The 25,078-nt window shown below is 34.2% G+C and carries 14 protein-coding genes; all 14 read right to left on the bottom strand.

Features of this window, described 5'->3' with window-relative positions:
• Window positions 1–305 precede the first annotated feature (305 nt).
• Window positions 306–1,211 carry a glycosyl hydrolase family 17 protein gene (locus tag DWX29_RS08280; RefSeq protein ID WP_118565602.1) on the bottom strand — a complete coding sequence of 302 codons (906 nt, stop codon included), beginning with the start codon at window positions 1,209–1,211 and terminating at the stop codon, window positions 306–308.
• A gap of 194 nt (window positions 1,212–1,405) precedes the next feature.
• Window positions 1,406–4,102, bottom strand: a complete 2,697-nt coding sequence (locus DWX29_RS08275; protein WP_118565601.1) for a cellobiose phosphorylase — start codon at window positions 4,100–4,102, stop codon at window positions 1,406–1,408.
• 178 nt (window positions 4,103–4,280) lie between these two features.
• Window positions 4,281–7,460, bottom strand: a complete 3,180-nt coding sequence (locus DWX29_RS08270; protein WP_022088819.1) for a hypothetical protein — start codon at window positions 7,458–7,460, stop codon at window positions 4,281–4,283.
• 61 nt (window positions 7,461–7,521) lie between these two features.
• Window positions 7,522–8,526 carry a LacI family DNA-binding transcriptional regulator gene (locus DWX29_RS08265; RefSeq protein ID WP_022088818.1) on the bottom strand — a complete coding sequence of 335 codons (1,005 nt, stop codon included), beginning with the start codon at window positions 8,524–8,526 and terminating at the stop codon, window positions 7,522–7,524.
• Between the two features lie 67 nt (window positions 8,527–8,593).
• Window positions 8,594–9,955: a family 16 glycosylhydrolase gene (locus DWX29_RS08260; protein ID WP_022088817.1), complete on the bottom strand. Its 1,362-nt coding sequence runs from the start codon at window positions 9,953–9,955 to the stop codon at window positions 8,594–8,596.
• Window positions 9,956–9,964: 9 nt separating this feature from the next.
• On the bottom strand, window positions 9,965–10,981 hold the full coding sequence (locus DWX29_RS08255) for a glycoside hydrolase family 16 protein (RefSeq protein ID WP_199522696.1): 1,017 nt from the start codon (window positions 10,979–10,981) through the stop codon (window positions 9,965–9,967).
• Window positions 10,982–10,983: 2 nt separating this feature from the next.
• Window positions 10,984–11,937, bottom strand: coding sequence for a carbohydrate ABC transporter permease (locus DWX29_RS08250; RefSeq protein WP_022088815.1), 954 nt, complete (start codon window positions 11,935–11,937; stop codon window positions 10,984–10,986).
• Window positions 11,927–13,411, bottom strand: a complete 1,485-nt coding sequence (locus DWX29_RS08245; RefSeq protein WP_022088814.1) for a sugar ABC transporter permease — start codon at window positions 13,409–13,411, stop codon at window positions 11,927–11,929. Before DWX29_RS08245 ends, DWX29_RS08250 begins: the two co-directional genes overlap by 11 nt.
• The gene (locus tag DWX29_RS08240) at window positions 13,411–15,906 is read right to left on the bottom strand and encodes a DUF5696 domain-containing protein (RefSeq protein WP_022088813.1); all 2,496 of its coding nucleotides are present in this window, start codon (window positions 15,904–15,906) and stop codon (window positions 13,411–13,413) included. The genes DWX29_RS08245 and DWX29_RS08240 overlap by 1 nt, the downstream gene beginning before the upstream one ends.
• Window positions 15,890–17,962: a YIP1 family protein gene (locus DWX29_RS08235; RefSeq protein WP_118565600.1), complete on the bottom strand. Its 2,073-nt coding sequence runs from the start codon at window positions 17,960–17,962 to the stop codon at window positions 15,890–15,892. Before DWX29_RS08235 ends, DWX29_RS08240 begins: the two co-directional genes overlap by 17 nt.
• A gap of 13 nt (window positions 17,963–17,975) precedes the next feature.
• Window positions 17,976–18,845: a carbohydrate ABC transporter permease gene (locus tag DWX29_RS08230; RefSeq protein WP_022088811.1), complete on the bottom strand. Its 870-nt coding sequence runs from the start codon at window positions 18,843–18,845 to the stop codon at window positions 17,976–17,978.
• A 17-nt stretch (window positions 18,846–18,862) separates the two neighbouring features.
• Window positions 18,863–19,792 carry a sugar ABC transporter permease gene (locus tag DWX29_RS08225; RefSeq protein WP_022088810.1) on the bottom strand — a complete coding sequence of 310 codons (930 nt, stop codon included), beginning with the start codon at window positions 19,790–19,792 and terminating at the stop codon, window positions 18,863–18,865.
• Window positions 19,793–19,795: 3 nt separating this feature from the next.
• On the bottom strand, window positions 19,796–22,885 hold the full coding sequence (locus DWX29_RS08220; protein ID WP_022088809.1) for an extracellular solute-binding protein: 3,090 nt from the start codon (window positions 22,883–22,885) through the stop codon (window positions 19,796–19,798).
• A gap of 76 nt (window positions 22,886–22,961) precedes the next feature.
• Window positions 22,962–24,623: a hypothetical protein gene (locus DWX29_RS08215; protein ID WP_117910605.1), complete on the bottom strand. Its 1,662-nt coding sequence runs from the start codon at window positions 24,621–24,623 to the stop codon at window positions 22,962–22,964.
• Window positions 24,624–25,078: the final 455 nt, after the last annotated feature.

The following is a 25,078-nucleotide window of genomic DNA, read 5'->3' as shown; positions in this document are numbered from 1 at the left end:
CCTTTTTATTACATATTTCATTCTAGCATATTGTTTTATGCATTACAACCAATAATATTGTAATTTTCACAATTTAATTAGTATAATTGCACGGCATATTTGTTTTTATCTGTTTCGTTTTTTGTAAAATACTATTGAAACATTTTTATATTTACATTTTATTTTCAAGTAATGCTACAACATTACTAATTATGTCGATTAAAAAATATCATTTATAAAATAAACTCCGGCATCACTATAAATGTGCAAAATTTCCTTTAAATTAAAAATCTCTCTAACTGATTTTCAGTAAGAGAGATTTTAATTTATTTTTGCATTACTAACTTTGGTGTTCTGTCTACTCTGAATATTCCCCAGTTCTTCTCTGCTTCATTCGGTCTGTTTCCGCCTTTCCAAGGTTCATCAAAAGCTTCGAACATATAAGATATTATCTTTTCTTTGTCTGACCAATTCCAGAATTCTTGATAATATTTCTTCTGATTTTCTTCGTTAGCCTCGCCTTCTTTCATTTGTGAAAAATCGGCACAGTTTGTAGCCCAGCCTACTTCAGAAAAAATTACAGGTTTATCCGGATATAATTCACATATCTTTTTGTACCATTCCTTGTTTACATCTAACGCTTCTTCAACTGTATTTCCATACCACAACGGATATGAATGTACGCTTATAATGTCAAGATATTTTGCAAGTTCCTGAAGTTTTACCCATTCGAATGCGCCCTCATTAAATGTTACAGGTACATTTGTTTCTGACTTCAATATTTTTGCAAAAGAAATCAATCTTTCTATAGGAACATTATTTGCTCCCCATTCAGGTGTATTTTCATTTCCTATAGATACTGCATTAATTATATCGCTATTCTCATTTGCTATTCTAACAAGATTTTCAATTCTTTTATCATTAAACTCTGCCCTTTTAGCCAACTCTTCTTCGGTATACACCTCATGAACCCATGAGCATCCCGGATTATTAACCTCTGATATTAGTTCAGGACCAAGCATTACTTTTATATTCATGCCACAATCCCTAATAACCTGACATGTCATTTCTGCATAAATAACCGGTGAATACATTCTTATGTATTTAAATCCTTCGCTTTCAATTATTCGTAAATCTTCCTTTATCTCATCATATGTTGGATATGTTTCATTTAATGGACTTTGATTTTCTCTGTACCCTGAATAGCATATTGCTCTTCCCCATTCAAACATTTTCTCTTTTCCTTTCAACTTCCTGATTTTATTTTACAAAAACAATAGTGGAAATTAGCATTGCTTTATTATCATCTCCGTATGTCTCTGTTAGCATTTTATCAATATAGCGGAGAACCCATAGATTCCCCGCTATGCTTTAATCTTTAAATTTACTTCAGTTTTAATATTCAAATCAAAAAAATATAAACTTTCTATTGTAATACAACCACAATATCAGCCTTATCACCAAATTTGTCTACATCTTCTTTTGCAATCGTATCTGTTTCGCCGTATCTTTGTCCGTCAATATAAATAACTGCAACTTTATAATCGCCTGCGTCTTTGCACATGCCATTCTTATAAGTTACATGTATATTTGTACCTCTAAACATACAACTTACTGAAGCTTCTCCATTTTCAAACTGTTTAGCTAAAAGCTTTGGTTTAAATTTAAGCGCTCCTATTTCACCTTTTACTCCATACATTTCATTTAAAACTGTAAGAAGCATCCAGCTTGCAGCCCCTGTAAGGTAATGGTACATTCCTCTTCCACGCTGACTGATATATTCAGGTACTCCCGGATATATTCCACTTACTTTATAGTCATTACAATGTTTAAACAGAGTATTTATAACCTGATATCCTTCTTTTGCAAATCCTCTCTGATATAATGCATTTGCATACATTGTTGCCATGTGACAGAATACTGCTCCATTTTCTTTATGACCATATGCGAATCCAAAAAGTCTTCCAAGATCAGTTTTTACTTCTTTAAAATCAGTGTTCAATCTATATCCACCAACTTTTTCATCATAAAGATATTTATCTGCTGCTGCAGTAATGTCTTTTATCTGTTCTTTAGTTGCTGTTCCTGCCATAATTGTAAACACCTGAGCTGTAATCATCATTCTTACACCGGATTCAAAATCACCATCGACAGCATTTCCATGATTGTCATAGTAACCATTAAACCATGAGTAACCATCTTTACTCTTAATCCATTCTGTATTTCTGATATGCTCTGCTATCCACTGTGACATTCTATTAAGTATTGTACAAAGCTCTGTACATTTTACATTTACTTTTTCACCACTTACACTATGCTTTACCTGTTCACAGTAGCTGTATAACACTTCATGTTTTTCGTCTATACTATCATAAACTGTTGGATCAACATTTAATAATAAAAGCATTTCTTTAGCTAATTCGACAGTTTCATTTCCTGTCATGTCAGCATAACTCTTTATAAGTTTTGCCATATTTCCAAGATTTCCACCATAAAGTGCTGTAAATGCTACACTTTCGCCTCTCTCATCAGCCATATCAAGACCATCGTTCCAGTCAGCCCCTCTAAGTCTAATATGATTATGTTCACCTACATCATAGAAAGATGTCAAATGTTGCATAAGCATATGTTCAAGTACTGTTCCTTCATATACTTCTCCATCATTTGTTAACTGCTTATTTCCCTGTGCATCATTCCACTCTAAGTCTTTCTGTTCACCACGGCAAACCTGCGGATCCTTAAAGTATGCATTTTTTTCTGTTAAAAATTCTATATCACCACTTTGTTCAATGTATAACTCCGTTGTCAGATATGGCCATGCGCCATGATCCATCCATACTCTTGTGATATTATTTCTATCAGCAATAAATTCGCCCTGCTTAGAACCAATAATTGTTGCATTTGTTCCATCTAATCTGACTCCACCAAAATTATCAATTAACATGCCACGAACTTTAGCCGGTTCCATAATTAAAAGTGCAAGGCAGTCCTGCCATAAATCTCTCCATCCTCTTCCACCTTTTCCATAATCATGGTGAGGTAAGAATGAACATCCGTAAATTCTTCTTAACATTGGCTGGAAGTTTACCCAATGCATCCAATTGTCAAATTCCTTGTCTGCTGAACTATAACTTACATTTATTTTTTTCTGCCAGAATTCCTTTGTTTCCTCTAAATATTTATCAAATTCTTCCACAGATAAATACTTTTTACTTAGTTCATTTATATCATTCATTGATTCGCCGTAACCTAAAGCTACTACGAAAGTTCTTGACTGCTTTGGCATTAATGTTACTTTTTCAAACTGCATCGCTGCTACAGTTTCATAACCGTCAACTTCTTCTCCTTCCTTGTATGGTAATGGCATATTTTTCATCACATAATATGGATTTTCAAAATTTCCGCCATTTCCTATGAATTCTTCTGTAACAGGGCAGAAACTTTCAGGATTAACCATTTTCTCAAATCCTGTCATTTTAGCTAATGCCGCATAATAAACTTTATTAAGGTTATGACCTCTTTCGTCAAATGTTAATGTAGGATTAATTACTACACCGTCTTTTATTGTGTATGTTCTATGTAATAATGATGTAACGTGTCTATGGTCACGAATGTTTGACGCAGAACGTGCATACATAGGTATTGCTACTGTAGGTGTAAATTCTACTTCTCCCTCTGTATTGTTAGTAATTACAATCTTAGTAAGTTCTACTTTATCATCAGTAGAAGGTACAAATGATGTAATTTTAGCTGACAATCCAAATTCATCTGATTTTCTTTCTATTTCATGCCACATAATACCTGCAGTTAATTTCACATCATCTTTTTTATCTGTAAACAACTGTGCCTGTTGCATTGCAGATCTACCTGTAACAGACCATGCTCCTTTTCCTTCAACATAAACCCAGAAATTTCTGCTTGATTTGTTATTATGTAAATTTTCACTACTTACAGGCTCTAACAAAAATGTATTCTGATCTAACTTAATGTCACCACCTAAATCAGGAGTAATTGCACTCATCATTCCTGCTTCATTTGCAAGTGGAAAATACATATAACTTGTTAAATCAGGATTGTCCAGTGTAAATGTACCTTTTTTATCTATATATTTAAGACTTCCCATTTCTTCTCCTCTTTCTAATATACTCAAGTAAGCGTTCGCAAAAACCACAGCCCGTATCCTTTGTATGTCTTTATAAGTGTGTAAAATGTTAATTTTTTATAAAAATTTGCGTTTTTTGCAATCACTATTCACACAAAAGGCGGACACCCTCCTGGATCTCCGCCTATTCATTTAGCAACTATTTAAAATAAACAGTAATCTTGTCTACTTTTCCATCACGAACAGCTTCTGCTAATTCGCCTGTAATCTTATTTTCAGTAGAAACTACTTTTCCGTCTATTTCTACTTTATCAACTACTGCTGCATCAGCACCATATGTATCTTTTCCTGTGTTGTTTACATATGTTACATCACAAGTTGATAATAATCTGAATGTAGCCTTTCCTTCATCAAATAACCATTTTGCAAGCTTTGGTGTGAAGTTAAGTACTAATTCTCCATTTTCATATGTAAATACTTTTCCACCTGTAAACATTTCAATCCACATTGAAATCATTTCTGTTGTAGAACCTGAAAGTCTTGCAACAAAACCTCTTCCGTGAATGTCTTCATTTGGATTTGCACTTGATGCGATAAATGATGAATTTTCAAGAATACTTCTTCCATACATATTTGGATCTAAGAATGGAACTAACGCTCTTGTTACTGTTTCGTAGAATTCATCATATAATCCCGCTTTAATCATTGCCAACATATATTTATATTCCATGTGAAGGAATACATTTTCTCTTTCCTGCCATCCTGGTGTAAATGCACGGCAACGTCCATTTTCCATTGAGCATTCTTCGATTGAAGCTGATGTCTTATACATTCCAAGTTTGCTATCGTAAATATCTGTCTTTTTAACATTATTAAACATTTCACGTGCTGTGTCTGTATCAACATATCCCATCATTCTTGCAGGTCCTTCAAGGAAGGCTGGAAGTGGAACTGCCTTAAAGCCTTTAACTTTAGCTTTCTGTAATCCATAATGACTCATTACAGGATTTCCATCAGCATCTACAACTGGTTCAAAGTCAGTTACTTCATGTGTAAAGTATGTAGGAACTACGCCTTCACCAATTTCAACTGCTTTTGCAATGCCTTTTTCAATCTTAGCTTCAAATGCTTTGAAGATTTCAACTATTTCTGATTTAGCAAGAGCTGTTTCTTCTCCACTAAAGTAAAGTTTAATTGTTTCTCTATAATTTTCTCTGATTGTTGCAACTGCATCCCAATATTCAAAATCGTTAAGTTCGCCTGCATTTGCCTTATCTAATGTAGCCTTAACATCTCTTAAATACTTAGCAATTTCAGCAGGCATTACGATTTTGCCTTCGCCTTCGAAATTGTCAATGATGAAGTTTACAAGTCTCTTTAATTCAAATGTTTCAGGTGTACCTGAACCAAATAATCCAGGAAGTCCGTTCATGGCGTCATTCCATCCCGGTTTTCCACCTTCCATTTCAACACCCATTCCGTCAACATCAAGCTGAGCGAATTTGCTAAGTGCTAAAATAATCATCTTAACTGATAATGTTGTCATATATGGCTTCTGGTCTTTTGTCTGTAACCAGTTTGTAGCCCATTTATTAAATCCAGGTCTTGCAAGTTTTTCTTCATCTTCAACTTCCATACCATACTGACGTACAGCACCTTTGTTGTTAATTACGTATTTTTCATCACGTGGTACAACTGTTGCTACACTGTCATAGAATTTATATGTTTTGTCTTCGAATAAGAACTCATCAATCTTATCTGGGAAAATGCTTAAGTAGTTGTCTACTAAATCCATATTGTAATCCCAGTGATCACTCCAATAACCTTCAGCAAATCCAGCTTCAATGTTCTGATCACAGTTATTTAAAATATTTGCAATGAATTCTCCGTCATCAATCTTAAGTTCTAACTGAAGTTTTGCAATTGTGTTTGAAATCTGTCCCGGTGTAAATTTACCTGCAACAATTTCCTTAATTGCTGTAGCATCACCGTTAATTGATTCTTCAACATAAGCCTGAACTTCATCTTCTTTTCCTTCAATTACATTGAAAAGACTTGGTCTTACTTCAAGTGGATTGTATCCATCTGCCTGAATAAGACTAAAGAATGTCTTAACATTGAAGTCACCAACGTCCTTCTTGAAGAATACATCATTTCTTCTGTTCTGAGATACATCTCTGAAGTTACCATTACCCTGTGAATAATATTCAGCAGCGATTGAGAAAAAGTTGTAATCTCTTTCAGGGTCACCATGTTTTCTACTGAACAAGTGAATTACTGACTTATTTCCATCTTTGTTTAATACATATGGATATCCACCTCTTAAGAAGTTATCTAAGTAACACTGTTCTACATACTGGTCAAATATTCCAGCTGCTGTCTTTGTCTTAATATCTGAAGTGAAGCTATCTGCTAATTCTTCTGCTTCTTCAAATTTCTTATCTAAATAACCAGGTACTGTAAAATCTGCAAGTTTAGCATTAATCTGTTCAACTGAACCTGCAAAACCAATCATTGTTGAGAATGAGAAGTCTTCCCCGGCTTTAATTTCTGCCTTAAATGGAGTAAATCCACAAGGTACTTTATTAGCAAAACACTGTTTCTTTGCTAATACTTTATCAATTCCACCTTCTACAAAATTAACAGGTTTCATAAGAGATAAATCATAACCATACACTGTATCTACATCATAGATTACGTCCTGTAATTCATTATCCTTAATTGTTAAATAGTAGTAACCACCTTCAACGTCTGATACTTCAGCTGAATCCTTTGTTGAAGCTCTAAGTGTATAATATGGAACTTTGTTTTCAAGGTTCTTAATGTCTGCCCAGCTTTTAAATAAGTTAGACATTTCCTTAAATTCACCATTTGCAATTCCGTATGTAATAATCTTTGGAAGACCATCTACGATTTCGATGTTCTTAGCCTTATCTCCTGTATTCTTAACAGAAACCTGTCTTACAAGAGCTCCGATACTTTCATTTGGAAGTACATAGTAATTTACTGTAACCTCAATACCATATTTAGTATTATTTTCAATAATCTTGAAACTGTTTTTATTCATTCTGATTGAACGTTTTGCATCATCTTCATACTGGAAAAATGGTTCATAGTACTGTCCATCAATTTTTAAGAATGTTCTAAAACCTTTTACCTGTGTGTTTTCAAATGCCGTATTAGCTGAGTTAAATTCCATAATGGCATTTCCCTTGTTGCCAATACCAAAACTATTCATTCCCTGTCCTCTGTTAGTGTAGAATGTCCACATTGGAATTCCTTTAACACCTGCAAGACCTGGCAAAAAGCTTGAAAAAGCCGGCATTCTATCATAATCATCTATAACAAAAGTCTTACCTTCAAGTCTGTAGTTACTCATTTTATTACTCCTTTTTTTATCATTATATTTATCTTTATGCTTACGCTAATAATTTTCTTTTTTATCTTTCTTTTGCTCTACCACATGAGCTTCTATAAACCATTTTTGGTGATAATTTAGTTACTGTTCCATTCTTATCATCATCTGATTTGAGCAATCTGAAAAGCTCATTTGCGCTTACACTACCCATTTCTGCAATTGGGCTGTGTACTGTTGTAAGAGGTACTCCATAATAAGGACTAATTGTACTGTCATCATATCCGATAACACTTACATCTTCAGGTACTCTCACACCGATATCCTGAAATGCCTGAATAACGCCCCATGCCATTTCATCATTTGCACAGAACATAGCATCCGGGATATCAATTCCTTTTGATAACAGTGATCTCATTTCACTGTACGCAAGTGATTCCTCATAATATCCTCTGACTTCTAATTCCTTATCGATTGGGAGATTGTTCTTTTCCATCATCTCCGCATATCCGGCATAACGATGTTCATCGTCGCCGCTTTCGTTACCATGCATGTAACCGATTCTCTTATGACCAAGTTTAATCAAATGGTCAACTGCCATAGATGCTCCTAATTTGTCATCTACAAATACTCCTGAAATATTTTTTCCCTTACAATTTCTATCAATAAATACCATTGGAATATTAACTGTTGCAATTCGCTTTACATAATCGCCTGTTAAATCTTCATGATAAATTATTGCTCCTGCTACGCCTGATGCAATTATCATACGATATATTTCATCCGGTGAGTTGTCATTACTTACATATATGTTTAATAAGTAATCGTTTAATTTGCATTGCAAATGAATTGCCTGTGTTAAAACCTTATAGAAATCTCCCTGTAAACTTGTTACAAATAATCCTATTGTATTCTTTCTATTAGATTTTAATAACTTTGCATTCATATTAGGGATATAATGCAATTTTTCAACCGCCTCTAATACTTTCTGTTTTGTATCTTCACTTACGATGTCAGCATTGTTAAATACATTAGAAACCGTAGATATTGCAACTCCTGCTTCTCTAGCAACATCTTTAATTGTAACCATGTTATTCCCTCCTAAGGTTTTATTATATCTGTCACCCGCCACTTAACGGGTGACAGTCAATTTCATCTTACTGATATACTCTTACATAGTCAACATAATAGTAGTCTTCATATGTCTGAATATTTCCATTTGTTCCTGTTAATGTCCATCCATTTGTTGTAACTGTTCCTGCAGCGTTACCACCGATTGCACAGTTAAGAATGAAGAAGAATGAATGATCAAATACCCAAGCTTCATTGAAAATACTTGCACTGAATTTTGAAGGATCATATACACCAACTACTCTTCCATCTACCATGAATGTGATTGAATTTTCATTCCATTCTGCTGTATATGTATGGAAATCTGCTGCTGCAGTAGCCTGTGTAAGACCTGTGTCATAATTCTTATTTCCATGAGATGTTGACTGGTTATTAAAATATGGGCAATGGATTGTCTGTGGAACTCCACCGTTCATTGCTTCTAAAATATCAATTTCACCACATAATGGCCATGTTTTTGTATCATTGTTTGCTCCAAGCATCCATCCTGCTGACCAAGTACCTTTTGCTTTAGATGCCTTTGCTCTTATTTCCATTCTACCATAAGTAAATTCTCTTTTACCTTTAGTATTAATTCTTGTTGATGAGCAATATACAGGTTTCTTAGCAACTAAATCATATTCCATTCTAGGAATAATTACTAAACAACCATTTTCAAATTTAATGTTCTTTCCTTCTGTATAATCCTGAAATTCTTCATTACCCCATCCATTTGCTCCTGTTTCATATTTCCATGAATTGAGGTCTAAACTTGTTCCATTAAATTCATCTGACCAAGTCAACTTCCAAGTTTTTACGCTTGCAACATTTGAATATTCGCTACTAGCAATTGCTTTTTTGCCTGCTTTAGCATAAGCTTTTACTTTATAGTAATATGTTGCACCACCGGCTACATTCTTAATTGTAGTTTTTGTTTTTTTACCTTTTTTTACTGTAGCAACCTTCTTAAATCCCTTGTTCTTATTTGTTGATTTGTAGATATAATAACCTGTTGCTCCTTTTACTTTCTTCCAAGATACAGTAACGTTTGAAGCTGTTTCTGTACTTGAAGCAATGCTAGCCTTAACACCTTTTACCTTAGTTGGTGTAACAGTAACCTTAACTGTTGCTGTTCCGGCACTTGATGATAATTTAATTTTTGCAATACCGGCTTTTTTACCTTTTACTGAACCTTTGCTGTTAACTGAAGCAACTTTGCTATTGCTTGTAGAGTATTTAACTCCCTTTGCTAATGTAGCGATACCATATGATTCGCCTATTGAAATAGTTGTCTTTTTGCCTGTCAAAACCTTGATAGCTGCATCTGTTTGAGTTGGCATAACACCAATTATAGAAACAACCATTAATAATGATAAAACAACTGATGCGATTTTTTTCATTGCTTTCATTTGCGCCTCCTATTTTTCTTTTTCTGCCAAAGCGCTTATAACGTCGCTTTGATATACACGAACATAATCTACCTGCATCTGCTGTGGAAGGCATTCATCATCTGTTCCTGAACTTCCACCCCAGCTTCCGCCGTAAGCTATATTCATTATAAGATGAAATTCCTTATCAAAAGGCCATTCATCTTTTGTTACATTTTTACTATTTCCAACATATTCATCGGGATCGTAAGTAAATATTGTTTCACCATCCACGGTAAATATTAATTTGTCCGGGAGCCATTCGAATCCATATGTATGAAATTCTTCGCTAACACCCTCGACTTTTTTTGCCCAACCTTTATTAGAGCCATCCAATCCATTGTATTTTTGACAATGCACATTTGAATGAATAATATTTTGCAAATATCCAACATGTTCCATTATGTCAATTTCTCCTGACATAGGCCATCCACCATATTCAGTAGTACTTGATGGAAGCATCCATATCGCGGGCCATGTTCCTTTTCCTTTAGGTAATTTTGCTTTAATTTCAAATTTACCATATCGGAAATCAGCTTTTCCTTTTGTTTTAATTCGGGCTGACGTATACATATCTTTCCCGAATTCATCCTGTTCTTTTCTAAGTTCGATTGTAAGCTTACCATCTTTTACCCAGGCATTTCCTTTGTCTGTGTATTTTTGCAGTTCGCCATTTCCCCAACCGCCCTGGCCTTTACCTATATCGTAAGTCCATTTGCTTTCATCAGGGAGTCCTTCGTAATCAAACTCATCTGACCATACAAGTTTGTAATTCAAACTATTATAGTCATAATCAAATCCATCCGCTTTTACATAATAATCAGCCGGTTTTGTTTCACCGTAATCATCATATCTGTCCGGAATACTATTTGCTATTCTTTCTTTGACTGTCTGAGTCTCTGTTTTATCTTTCGTATTATTTGTTTGGCTTTTATCAGAAGACTGGCAGGCCACCACAGCAAAAGCTGTGGCGAATATCATACATATTGCTGTCAGTTTTCGTTTCATTTTTATTCTCCTGTAATACCTGCGTTTTCAATACCTTCAATAAACTGTCTCTGTACGAGTGCATATAACAATAACAATGGAGCTATTGAAATTAATGTTGCCGCCATCTTACTTGCTTCATTTACACTACCTACATCGCTAGTTGTAAGATTGTTATCAAATAATGTTAACTGATTTGGTACCAACTCAATTGAATTACGCATCAATGTACTTGTTGAATATGTTTCATTCCAGTTAAATACGAATGCGAACATAAATACTACAAGAATTGTTGAAAGTGATAATCTGATTGCTACATGATAGAATACCTTTAATGCTCCAGCACCATCAATCATAGCTGCTTCATCTAATGATTTTGGAATCATATTGAAGAAGTTATAGAAAATCAAAATCAAAATTGTTGAATATGTTCCCTGTCCTAAAATAGACATTAAAAGCTGTGGAATGATAGTTCCTATTAATTTAACACCGATTGCAGTATTTAATGAATCTAACATGATAATTCTAGGTACTGTAAGGAGTGGTACCGGAAGGATAAATGCTAATACTATCATTCCAAACCATAATCCTTTACCTTTAAATGAATATCTTGATAAAGCAAATCCTGTTGTAGCAGAAACAATAGTCTGACCAAGTGCAAACAATGCTGAAACCCAAATTGAGTTAATCAATGAATGACTTACATCCAAAGTATTTGCTGCTTCTTTAAAGTTGCTTAATGTAAAATGCTTTGCAATCCATGTAATTGATGGATCAATCAAATCCTTAGCTGACATGATTGATTTTGATATCATTTCAAATATCGGCTCTAAGTATACAAATCCTATACAAATAAGAAGGAAATATATAGCAATTTTAGAAATAACATGAACAGCTTTTAATTTCTTTAATTTTGCAAAACTAAACTTATTCATTTTAGTCAAATCAATAACTGATTGATCATTTTTACTTGCCATATTTCTTTGCCTCCTTCTTTGCATATCTGTTTTGTTTCTTTAATCTCTTCATCTGCTGTTTTTCAAGTTTAGCCAATTTCTTTTCCTGTCTCTTTCTGTCTTTAATGTCTTTTGGCTTTCTTTCCTTAAATAACAATAAAACAAATCCTACAATTATTAATACGATTATACTGTAAATCCATGCATATGTTGCTGCATATCCTAAACCACTCGCCGTATCACCGGTCTGTTCAAGAATCAAGGTGTATACAGGGTTGATAGCTTCGTAAGTACCTAACTGAATTACTGTGAAGATTGTAATAATCATTCCAATCTGTCTTAACATTGGAATTGTAATCTTCCACATTATCTGCCAAGCATTAGCTGAGTCAATCTTAGCTGCTTCATAAATACTTACATTAATTTTCTGCAAACCGTTAATAAACAAAACGATTGGGATACCAGTAAACCATAAAATTATTGATAACTGATCAAATACCTGAGCAAGTGTTGTTGCTAATGGTGCTGAGTAACTCTGAATCATCTGCATAATGAAGATGTTTGAGTACTGATCAGCCGCATCAACTGCACCACTTACTTTCTGTGTAGCTTCTGCTGCCGCATTCTGTACATCAAGTAACTGTGACATTACAGGACCTGACATAATAATTACGGGCAGGAAGTAAATTGTTCTAAGTAATCCCTTACCTGTCTTAATCTTATTAAGAAGATACGCAATGATAAATGATAATACAACTACAATGAATGTATATGGAATTATCATCTTCAAATAACTAAGTAACGCTGGTAAGAAATCTGAGTTCTTAATAAACGCTGTTATATAGTTATTAATTCCTGCAAACTTAAGTACATAACCTGTTGCTGCTTTCTTAACGTTCATAAAACTCAAGAAAATAGTTGCAACAAACGGGAATAATGTAAAAAGTAAAAATCCTACAATCCAAGGTGCCATAAAAGCATATCCATATTTATTCTGTCTATGCTGATATGTCTGCATTTTCTTTTTGCCTTTTTCCTTTGGCTGTACTTTCTTTTGTTTAGTTTCTTTTTTATTTACGGCTTTTGCTTCTTCCTTTGCAGCTTTTTCTGCAGCCTTTAATGCTGCCTTTTCTGCTCTGGCTTCTGCTTTGCTCATTTTTTCTTCTTTTTCAATCTTAGCCAGTTTTTCTTCTATTATGGAATCACCACGGACAGGTTCTTCTTCCGGCTGAGATTTTTCTTCTTCTTTTTCTTTAGCTTCTTCCTCTTCTTCGTCTCTAAGACTTTTCATCTGAGCTCGAAGACTTGAACTTTGGGCTTTCTGTGGTTGAGTTATTTCTACAGATGCAATTTCTTCATCTGTAACAACACTTTCAACTTTTTCATCTTTCTCTGCTACAGTGTTTTCCACTGTAGCAGTTGTCTGTGTATCTACTGTTTCTGTCTTTGCTTCTTCAATATCTGAAGGTGTTACAATCTTATTTTCGTCTGCCATTAATTTACACCTCCTTCAATTACTGCTGCACTCTGGGCAGGAACTGATTCACCGTTTATTGTTACTTCTTCATCTGTATAGTTGATGATTACTGTCTTTTCTCCATCATTTGATGTGTACTCATTAGCAATTACACCATCATCTAATACTTTTCTTCCAATCCATTCGCATCCCTTAACCTTTGATAACACATCATTTACTGTTGTGTAAATTGTATTAATCAAATCTTCATACTGATCGAACTCTGTTGAGTAGTAATCACACGATGTTGTTGATGCAAGTAAGTATGAAGGCTTCTGTGTTAACACGAATGAAGGTGAAATATTATAATCAATCATCTTCAACATGTCAGCCTGTGAATAGAATGAGAAGTTTGAATATGGTGCGTATACTTCCATTGTTCCATTTAATACCATCTGTAAGAAAGGAACTGAATCAGTTTCATATACATACTGAGATGTTCCTACAGGTGACTGTAAGTAACGGTCTGTATATTTCCATAAGTACTGATTTGGGCTATCCATATTAACTGTTGCCCCATTCTTCTTAATTTTTTCAAATGCTTTTTCATATAAGTTAATTGCCTGTGTAACAGTTGTTGTAGGTCCTGTACTGCTATGTGAGCTTAATAATGTATTTGAAATACCTTTAACTGTTATTGAATTATTGTAATCACTAATTCTTTCGTATAAACTTGTCAACCAGTTTGCTGACTTTGTAGGTAATGCAAAACTAAAGTCAGTTACAGGTGAGTTTTCAGGCAATACTTTTGATTTATCTACTGTTAAATACTGAGTATTTAAATGCTTAGCTGCATTTCCATAGTAGTTAATCATCTTACTGTTAATTGATACGAAATCTCTTGAGAATGAAATATCAATTTCCTTGTCGCTAAATTCTTTCATAAGATCTTTGAATTTGCCTTTTTTACCAATGTCCTTTGAGAACTTCCAATCACTTGGCTTTGCTAATGTTTCACCATTTTTCTGCCATCCCATAAGACCTGAATTAATATTTGTTATTCCATCTCCAATTAACTTATCTAAAATTTTCTTAACATCATCTGTTGTTGTTACGGCAACTTCCTGTGTTCCAAATACACCTTTTTTAGAATCTGACATTAAGAAATCAATTCTCATTGGGATATCTCCCTCTTCATCTTCCTTAACTGTCAATATTCCTTCTTCGATAAGATGTTCTCTGTATGCTTTTGCCATTCCTGTATAATCAGCTGCAGGTTCGCCGTTACTTCCATCTCCGTAAAGGAAATCGTATGTCATATCAATATCAAATTCATTTGCCTTATCCTGAGTCTTACGATAAGCATCACCTGCCTGGTTTGTAACCTGGTAGAATTCTGTATTGTAAGAGAATTTAGGATATGCATATGTATATCTGATTTTATTCTTGTCCGTAGATGATGGAGTTGCAATAATTGTCATAAATTCATCGCCACTATCTGCATATGCAACAAACGCTGACTGAGTTCCATCACCTTGTGAAACGCCAAATACAGGCATTACCGGATCTTCAAGTGGAACTGAATCATCAAGTGCACTGTAGTAATACATATAACTTGATAAATCACTTCCATAAACATCTCCTGTGTAATCACTGAACTTTGATGTATTTTCTGCGAATCTGATTAAACTTCCACTTCCATCAGGTACAAATACATAACCAGGTGTTAAATATTTTTTTTGAAGGTCTGTCCAATCTTTTTCTTTTTCATTATATACAGTTTGTACACCACCACTTGCTCCTAAGAAAGGAGTAATTGATATTGATGAAAGTTTCTTAATACCCTTACCTGAAATTCCATCGTAAGGAATATTGTAATTGATGCTTCCGTCATCACCTAAAGTAATCATAACTTCAACACCAATTTCAGCTTTATCAAATACAGCATTTAATTTCCACTGTTTTCCATTAGAACCACTTACTTCTTCAAGTGATGAATCACCATCTTTATCATCATATGATGCTGAAGCGTATGTAGTTGTTGTCATACTTTCTCCGCTTCCTTTGAAACATTCAATTGAAATTAATGAATTAGCAATTCCAGTGTACTGTTCATTCATTGATTCTTCAATTGGAGTATTGGCAATTTCTCTAACCTGAACTTTAGTCATTTTCCATTTTTCTGCTAGTCTTTCAACTGTATAATGGCCTTCACCATTTACTGCATCTTTAGCATCTTCAACCTGCTTTTTAAACGGAACGTCTAAACCTGTTTTCCAGACATATCCTGTTGCCTTATCTTCAATAGCAAATATATCTCTGTCTTCTCTATAATAATATGCAACCTTATCAGACTCATATATTTTTTCAAAAGCTGAAGAAACACTCATTGCTGACTTTGATCTTTCAGGTGCCTTTCTTGTATCTCTGTTTGTATTAAGATAGGAACCATTTACTGCAACTCCTGCTGAAAGGACTGTTATGAGAGATGCTGATATTATTTTATTTATAACTTTTTTATTTACCTGTAACATTTCTTATAATCTCCTTTCCTATTGTAATTAAGAAGCCTGATAACTGTTCCCACATGATAATTACGATAAGTACTACGATTGCTGCAATGAGCATAAATACAAATGTAATAATCAAACTTACTACTGTTTCTTTAAAACTGTAATCATGTACAGTTGATAATCCCTGGAATACCAGTACTAATGACCAGCCGATACCAACAATTAAGATTACTGTAAGAATGAATGCTTCATTATATGTCAAACCATAAGACATAACAATTACTGCTATCATTGATATTAAAGCAGGAATTGCACCATATGCAGGAATCATATAAACCTGCTTAAATGTTCCATCACCATCTGTAATTGATGTAACAAGATAGTTACAAATAACAAATAAAATTACGATTGCGAAGAAACCGATTACTACTGCGCTGATATCCATATCTTCAATATCTGTGTACTGATAAATAAATCCTTTGCTTGTCTTATAAATCATATAAACAATAAAGAATACTATGTATATAATACTTGCAGCGATAACTGAACCATTCTTTCCTACACGGATATCATAATATCTGTCAATTGGGTGTTTACATATCTTAAATGCATATCCTAACTCTCCAATTACAGGCACTTTTTTTAACTTCTTACCGAGGGCTCTCTTTTTCTTCTTTAATACTTTCTTTCTGTCAATTAAAACAATCAATACTTTTACAACAATAAGAATAAAGATGATAAGCATTACCCACCATAAATTGTTCTGAATTACTTCATTACGAACTTCCCAGAATGCATTTGAATAATCGTTTCTGTTTCCGGCAATTTCAAAATGTTCCATTGCGTCTGAATATTCTTCTGCATTGTAATATGCTTTACCTACACCATTGTGTGCAAGTACTGACATCTGGTTTAATCGAAGAACTGTTGACCAGTCTTCAAGTGATGCTGCATATTCACCATTTTCATATTCATCTAAGGCTTTATAAATTGTCTTAGCATAATCTGTTGGAATAAATGACTGTAAATATCCTTTATCTCCATCTGCTGTCCAAATATTATTATTATTATCTGTAGCAATTGTTGTAAGTGATGAGAATAAACCTGAAATATCAAGGTTCTTTACATTTGCGCCAAAATCAAAAATCAATTCTCCTGATTTTGTGTAAACTGTAATATATCCTGTAGTATCACTTGCATAAATTATTCCTCTGTCATCAACTGAAACATCTGTCAAACTTGCATGTGCCGCAACAGCGTTTTGGAACATGTTTCCACCGTTTGTACTATGTTTCTTTAATAAGTCATCACCTTTTCCCATACTTGTTGTATAAACAGTACCTGTCTCATCAACATAAATATTAGAAAATGTAGGTGGTGCTGTGTTTAACAGTGCAGATTTTTCTTCCTGCTCTTTTGTATAAATAGCTTTCAAGAATGCCTGCTGTGGTGTCAATCTTGTTTTATTTGATGTAAAATATCCAAGAAATTCACCTGTATAACTCAACTGAATTATACCTGTATTAACACCTTCTGACACGATAAAGATGTTTCCACCTTTATCAACTGCCACTTTACTTGGTTCGTAGTTTGTGTCACCAAATATTGGAGCTGTTGGAGTTTCAAATGCTGTCAAGTAATTGTAATTTGAATCAAATTTGAAAACAGCTTTTTCTCCGCCATCAGCAACATAAAGTGTTCCATCATCTGTACGGAATATACCCTTAGGAGTTGTAAATCCTTTGAAATCTGTTCCCTTGTAAATATCATCATCACCTGAGATTATATGTAAAACCTTCTCTGAATTTAAATCGTATATTACAATTCTTGTATTTCCTGTATCGCAGATGTACATAATATTGTTTTCATCAATTATTATGTCTGAAGGATTTTTCAATCCTAAATTAGTAATTGTTCTATCTGGCAAGTAAGCATCCTGTGTTCTTACACGCTCATTGTTATCATCCAAAGTGTATGTATAACTTGTAGCCTGGGATGCACTAACCGGAAGAACTGTCATTATCATCATCATTAATGCCATTATAAACACTAATGGTTTCTTCATATTTCTCTTCATCTTCCGGTCCTCCTTACTTAATACCTGAATGGCTCATAGTGTTCATAACCTGAGACTGCATACAGATAAAGATAATCAAGTTAGGTACAAACAATATCATCGAAGCTGCTGCTGAAATACCAGCCGCTGCAACTACGTTATTAACACTGATAGAGTTTACATAGTAGTTTAATGTTCTCAATGTTTCGTTTGTAATGTAGTTATTTGATGATTCTACGTTATTCCATACTGCCTGGAATGTAAGCACGATAGATGTAGCCAAAGCAGGTCTTGTTAATGGAATAATAACTTTTCTTAAAATAGTAATATCTCCTGCGCCATCAACTACGGCTGCTTCTATTAAAGCATCAGGTATACCATCAACGAACTGCTTAACTAAGAACAAACCTACCGGCATTGCAATCAAAGGCAAAATATGTGCAAGCCATGTATTGTAAATTCCTAATTTAACAATAATAATAAATCTTGGAATGGCAACAGCTGTCATTACGAACATAAGGGCTGCCTGGTTGATTTCCCATAAAGCACCTTTAATCTTAAATTTCTTTTTTGAGAATACATATGCTGCCATTATTGTAATAATTACATTCAAGATTACTGTAAGAACTGTTACAATAAGTGAGTTCAAAAAGTATCTTGACATTGGAATACCTGTAGCTCCTGCTAAGTTAAACAGATTCTTAAAGTTATCCAATGTTGGATTGTGAACAAAAATTGTTGGTGGGAATCTAAACAATTCACCTAAAGGCTTAAACGCCTGACATATTATAAAAATTACAGGGAGTATCATAAATATTGACAATGGAAATGCAATAATGTGGAATTTTATTTGCCCTGTTGAAAATCTTGTTGGGTTAATTCTATTACCTTGAAAATTTGCCATTCTATTTCTCCTCCCTTTTAAAATTCATCTTTTTCAGTAAACAACTTATTTGCTACCTGGCTACAAATCCATACTAAAGCAAGTAATGCTACTGAGATTGCAGCTGCATAACCCATTTCATAACGTAAGAATGCATAATCATCAATATGGTTAGCAATTAACTGTCCTGAATAATCCGGTGTTGGGTTGGCACCTGCTAAAGCAACACCAATCCATCCCATGTTAAACGCATTTACAATCGCCATAACCGCACCGAATAACATCTGTGGTTTCATTGATGGGACTGTAATGTAAATGATTTCCTGTGCTCTGTTCTTTATACCATCCACATAAGCTGCTTCGTATAATTCCTGATCGATATTTAAAATACCTGAAAGCATTGATAAGAATCCAATACCCATTGATGACCATAATGATACGAAAATCATAATCGGCATAAAGTAATCTGATGAAATCAACCATTGAATTGGCTGATCAATTATTCCAAATTTCTGTAAATATGCATTAGCTAAACCCGTCTGATCACCAGAGAAGATTGTCTTCCAAATTACTGTAATCAAAACCTGACCTACCATTGAAGGTGTGTACATAGCCAAAGCATATACTGTTCTGATTCTTGGTGTTACCTGAGCAAGTAACCAAGCCATTAAGAAAGATAATATATATCCTCCAATACCTACTACAATAGCGTACAATACAGTATTAGGTAATACATACTTCATAAATACTTCATCACCCGTGAGCAATGTTATATAGTTATGTAATCCCGCAAACTTTGGAGCGTTAATTACATCAAAATATGTAAATGACAATCCCATAGCTATTATAATAGGAAGTAAAATAAATGTTATAAATAAAAGTGCATATGGAAGGAAAAGTAAAAAGATTTTAAATCCTTCGCCAGATGCGTGTTTTTTATGATTGCGCTCTGCTATTGTTTTAGCCATCTTTTACTCCTCCTTTTCCGGTGCTGCCGCATCCTGATTTTCTTTAATCCAATCGTAACCCTGAAGTTTGAATTTCTTAACCATCACTTCATCTTCATCGTAGTATCCAAGTTCCTGCATCTTACGAATAATTTCTCTGTTTACATCAACCTTTGCTTCATCGACTGCAACCTGTGCCGCTGTTCCATCGAATACCATTGTTGTCCATATATTTGAAATTGTTCTTTCAAGTAAGTACTGCCCCGGTGTTCTTGTTACATCAGTTACATAATTCATCTGATTTAAAATAACCTGCTTATCAGCTTCATCCATTGGGTTAGCTTTTAAAGCTTCAATATTTGCTGAAAGCCAGAAATATGTCTTACCGTATGTAGAACGAAGTGTGTTTGTATATTCAACCTGAACATCCTGACTTGTCCACCATTTAAGGAATTTCCAAGCCTGTTCCTTCTTATTAGACGATTTAAATATAGAAGCGCCTGAACCATTTGCTACGAATGTTCTGTCTACATATTCATTTCCATTTTCATCAGTTCTCTTTGTTCCGATATATGGAGCAATATCCCACTGTCCTTCTAATTCCTGTGCACCATTGTTAATCAATGTGTAATCTTCCATACCAATAATACCAATTGGCAATGTAGAATATCTAAATGAATTAAAGAAGTTCTGTACTGATGTATCAAGTGAGTATTTTGTAAATAAATCGCCCAATACCTGTAAACCTTTAACTGATTCTTTTGTATCAATACCTGTTGTTACAATTCCATCTTCATTCTGCTTGTAAAGCTGTCCGCCATTCTGAAGAATCATTGGAGCTGTCTGATAGAACCACTTGTAACCTGTTGTACCAAGAGAAATATTATGATAGAAATTCATACCATATCTCTGAAGTGTAGGTAATATTTCAATTAAGTCATCCCATGTATCAGGAACCTGAATTCCTAAGTTGTCAAATATATCTGTTCTATATGCAATAACGTTGAAATCTGTTCTTTCAGGAATAGCATAAACTCCTTCATTATATACATATGAAACAAAACTTCCTGTTGGGAATCTCTTTGACACTGACCAGAAATCATCAAACTGTGTCATATCATATAAAGCACCACGGCTTGATAAGTCAAATGGCACGTAAGAAGCAAGTCCTAATACCATATCAGGTGTCTTATCAGCTGCAATAGCTAATGTAAGTTTATTTACATCAGGCATTGTTGCAATCTTAACTTTAATTCCTGTCTGTGGTGTAAACTGTGTATCAGCCATCTTCTGAAGTAAATCTACGTGAGTAATAGCACCATTGTACCAAATCGTAAGTACGTCGTCTCCTGCCTGTTCAATATCTGTAGAATACTTAGATGAAGTAAATGTATTCATCAATGACTTTATTCCAACCCAGAGTGATCCACCAACCGAAGAGTTATTTGCTCCTAACTGGCTCTTATCACCATAAACATAAATTCTATCAAGTGTAATGCTGTTAGCTACAACTTCTGTTGTAAAGTTACTCATTGATTTTAATATTGAGTTTTCAGCTCCGGTTAAATCAGTTTTATGTAAAGCAATTTCATCCGGATATTTTGAAATATTCTTGATGAAAACTTCCGCCTGATCTAAATAAGTAAGAACTGCACCATCATTACCACCATCTGAATAATCCTGAAGCAAAAATCTTATATGCTGAATTAATGTTTCGTACGCATCAAGATAATCCTTAATCTCAGGAATGTATTTAGTCATTTTCCATTTTCTGTTTTTATCAATATTTGTACCTGTAATCTTTGTGATTTCAAGTTCAAAATCTGTCAAATGCTGTTCAATAAGTAAAGCATCTCTATACGCTTCCATAACAGGCTGGTTTTCCTGTTTAATCGTAATTGTATGTTCACCTTCTGTTAAATAGATTTCATAAGGAGTTCCTTCTTCATCAGCGAGTGTAAGGTTGTCCCAACCTGATGCTACATATGGAAACTGATAATTTTCTAATTCAGTAAATGGGACTTTTCCATCTATTTTAATTGTTTCAAAAGAACTGAATTCTTTCTTTTCATTTTTATAATGGAAGGCCAAGTTATAATTTCCTGTCTTAGCTACATTGAACTTATATGTAACTTCTGCACCTGCTTCTGACCATCCTAATGTATTTAATTTTTCATAATCGATGTTAAATCTTGTAAGTGATGAATTTGTGCTTGTTCCATAAATAGCACTTGTTGTATTTTTTGTATCATAATATACTGCGTCAATCTGAACATCTTCATCTGAGATATGTTTTTCATTGCTATGACTCTTAGCATAATCTTCGTATGAATCTGTGTCATCTTCTGCAGCTGCAGCAACTAAATCTCCAACTGCCAAGCCGCCTGATGAAACATTTTCGATTTCGATTGTATTTACGCCTTCTTCTAAATAGAAGCATAAAGGAGTTGTTGATGTATATGTATTATTATAAAGAGGAGATTCTAAATTCCAGTCTTTAACAACTTCCTGGCTTGGAGCCATTTCATCATTGTGACTGTCTAACGGAAATGTTTTAACTCCATCTTTATCAACTTCAACATCTTTATCTTTCCATGTAAGCGGTAAACTTATTGTATTCATTTCATTATACTTCTGTTCACCATCAATTTTAACGCTTACTGTGTAATTAGACATTGTGCTTCCTACTGAAGTGTAATCCAAATACAAATAGTACAATCCGCTCTTTTCAACTGAAATGTCATATTGAGCTACATCCTGATAATCTAATTCTTTCATCGGATTACTATTTTCTTTAACTTCTTCAGAAACATTTTCATTGTTTTTGTTCTGCTGATAATATTCTTCAGTTGATATTCCACCATTTACTGATGCAATATGTTTTCCTTCGCCTGTACTCAGAGAACTGTCAGCAATGAAATCTGTGTAATACTTTTCTGGTTGTGTGCCATCTTCTACATATGCATTGTTTAAAGTATCAAACGCCTTTTGTACTTCAGTAGCACTTGGATCTTTAACATATGTACCGGAGTTGCCAAACGCAAACTTATATGCAAATATCGCTGCAACAATGACACATACAGCAACCAATCCGCTAATAATCTTTTTTTTCATTGTTGTCCTTTCTTTCTTGTTACAAAAGCGGAACTGCCCAAGTGAGTAGTTCCGCAATGATGTTAACAATCAGCTTTTATTTAAAATCAGCATCTGTGAATCCATAATATTCCTTTAAAGATTCCTTCAACTGTTCTGTAGCTGCTTCTAAATCTTTATTCATAGCTGTATTCCAGTCAGCCAATCTAGATTTTACATTGTCAACCCAGTCAGGGTCTGTCTGCCATGCGCCTGCTACATTTTCATCCCACATGTTTTCCCATTCATATAAGCAGCTCTGTTTTTCACCATTTTCTGTAATTGATACCGGAGTTGTCTTATCTGAGTAATCCCATGTCTGTCCTTCTTTATATAAACGAACAACTTCTGCAAATCCAGGGAATTTTTCTGTATCTTTGTAAACTGCATGTGAATCGATTGAATACCAGATATCCATCTGTTCATCATATGCATCTCCAGTTACTACTGGGAATGTATCGTTCATAGCAGGTTTATATGATGTACCCTGAACCCATTCCTGATCTGCAATTGCCTGCTTAGCTTCTGTGCTTCCAGTCCAGTATGTTGCAAATGTGTAAGCAACTAATAACTGTTGTTTTTCTGAATCACTCCATTCAGCATTCTTATCATCTAATGCATAATTGTGTACACAGATTGGGTCAACTACTGTTCCTACTGTATTATCACAATATTCTGTAGATGGTCTTGGATAAATATCAAAGTCATCTGCCTGTACAACACCAAGTGTGCTCTTTGCATTAGGATCTGCTGCACTAGCAAGATACCAAGGATCATTTGAATCTGTTAATAATCTATTGTTGCAGAAGTAATACCAGCTGTACTGACCACATTCCTTAGCAATTTCTTCTGAAAGATTTCCTGCACCTTCAGCAACGTCAACTGTTGTTTCAGCCCATTCAGGTACATATGTAAGCAAGTCTTTAACTGCATCTGAGTTAACATTAACTGTTCCATTCTCTAAGATGCTCTTATTAATATCTTCTGTTCCTGTTTCAATTAAACGTACAGGAGTGCTCTTGTCGCCCCAGAATGTTTCACAATCTGCTGACTTGATAAAATCTGTATATTCATCAATATCCCAATCAATATCAGGAACATCGATATTGTTTTCTGTTGCGAGTGATTTATTAACCCAAATACCCCAAGGAATTGAGTATGATGGCAATGCGCCCTGGAATCCCCAATAGTTCATTGTTGCCATAAGTGATTCATTGTATGCTTTGTATGAACTTTCATCTTTGTAAACTGATAAATCTGCAACTAAACCTTTCTTAATGTCATTAGGAACATCTGTTGATGCCCAAATATCAGGATATTTACCATGGTCTACTTTAAAGTTTTCAATTTCCTGATCCCATGTGTTTGTTCCGGCCTGGTTAGGATCACCTGATTTAGCAAAAAGGTTAATCTTTACATTAGGATATGTTTCATTAAACTTCTTAGCTACTGCATAAACTGCTGCAACGTTCTGTGCTTTAATGTCATCCTTTGTCCAATCCATATGTCCTATATCTTCATAATACTGACCATCACCTGACCATACCATGATTGATATGTCACCTTCTGCATCTTTGTTGAGGCCTGTGCTCATGTCTGCAGTATTATCTCCCTTAGAAGAACCGCCTCCATTTTTCTTATCGCCACAACCTGTAAAACCTGTAGCTCCTAAAACTACGCAAAGTGATAAAGCTAATGCTTTGCGGCTAAATTTTCTCATTATAACTTCCTCCTTCAAAAAATTTAAAAATTTCACCTACATTAGAATTCACATCGTGATTTCCTAATTCATATTCTAGCACACATATATGTACAAATCAACATAAAAAAACGATTTTACAAATCGTATTCTTGTATATTTTATACATTTTTGTTATTTCTCATTTTCCCAAACTTGTATACTTTGTTATTTAAAACCGTTTCATTTCTTTGTTAAATCATTCACAATTACTATATATAGACATTTTTTGTTGTATTTTTGCGATATTTGGTGGTAAAACCCTTTATTTATGCCACTTTCAGCCTTTTATTGTTTGTTATTATTTATTATTGTTTGTTATACACAATGAGCCAGACATATAAAATTTTATGTTTACATAAAATTTTATATATTTGGCGAATGTATAATCACCGAAAAGTAGCGCAGCGGATTTGAGGTGGTTATTCATGACGCAG

This window comes from Eubacterium sp. AF19-12LB (genome assembly GCF_003479125.1).
In the GTDB taxonomy this organism is placed as follows: Bacteria; Bacillota; Clostridia; order Lachnospirales; family Lachnospiraceae; genus Eubacterium_U; species Eubacterium_U album.
The sequence above is the reverse complement of the archived record's forward strand: the minus strand, read 5'-3'. Positions and strand labels throughout refer to the sequence as shown.

What these genes read in the sequence shown, in the direction of transcription:
- DWX29_RS08280 (WP_118565602.1), bottom strand. Translation starts at nt 1,211, where the DNA reads ATGTTTGAATGGGGAAGAGCAATATGCTATTCAGGGTACAGAGAAAAT.
- DWX29_RS08275 (WP_118565601.1), bottom strand. Translation starts at nt 4,102, where the DNA reads ATGGGAAGTCTTAAATATATAGATAAAAAAGGTACATTTACACTGGAC.
- DWX29_RS08270 (WP_022088819.1), bottom strand. Translation starts at nt 7,460, where the DNA reads ATGAGTAACTACAGACTTGAAGGTAAGACTTTTGTTATAGATGATTAT.
- DWX29_RS08265 (WP_022088818.1), bottom strand. Translation starts at nt 8,526, where the DNA reads ATGGTTACAATTAAAGATGTTGCTAGAGAAGCAGGAGTTGCAATATCT.
- DWX29_RS08260 (WP_022088817.1), bottom strand. Translation starts at nt 9,955, where the DNA reads ATGAAAGCAATGAAAAAAATCGCATCAGTTGTTTTATCATTATTAATG.
- DWX29_RS08255 (WP_199522696.1), bottom strand. Translation starts at nt 10,981, where the DNA reads ATGAAACGAAAACTGACAGCAATATGTATGATATTCGCCACAGCTTTT.
- DWX29_RS08250 (WP_022088815.1), bottom strand. Translation starts at nt 11,937, where the DNA reads ATGGCAAGTAAAAATGATCAATCAGTTATTGATTTGACTAAAATGAAT.
- DWX29_RS08245 (WP_022088814.1), bottom strand. Translation starts at nt 13,411, where the DNA reads ATGGCAGACGAAAATAAGATTGTAACACCTTCAGATATTGAAGAAGCA.
- DWX29_RS08240 (WP_022088813.1), bottom strand. Translation starts at nt 15,906, where the DNA reads ATGTTACAGGTAAATAAAAAAGTTATAAATAAAATAATATCAGCATCT.
- DWX29_RS08235 (WP_118565600.1), bottom strand. Translation starts at nt 17,962, where the DNA reads ATGAAGAGAAATATGAAGAAACCATTAGTGTTTATAATGGCATTAATG.
- DWX29_RS08230 (WP_022088811.1), bottom strand. Translation starts at nt 18,845, where the DNA reads ATGGCAAATTTTCAAGGTAATAGAATTAACCCAACAAGATTTTCAACA.
- DWX29_RS08225 (WP_022088810.1), bottom strand. Translation starts at nt 19,792, where the DNA reads ATGGCTAAAACAATAGCAGAGCGCAATCATAAAAAACACGCATCTGGC.
- DWX29_RS08220 (WP_022088809.1), bottom strand. Translation starts at nt 22,885, where the DNA reads ATGAAAAAAAAGATTATTAGCGGATTGGTTGCTGTATGTGTCATTGTT.
- DWX29_RS08215 (WP_117910605.1), bottom strand. Translation starts at nt 24,623, where the DNA reads ATGAGAAAATTTAGCCGCAAAGCATTAGCTTTATCACTTTGCGTAGTT.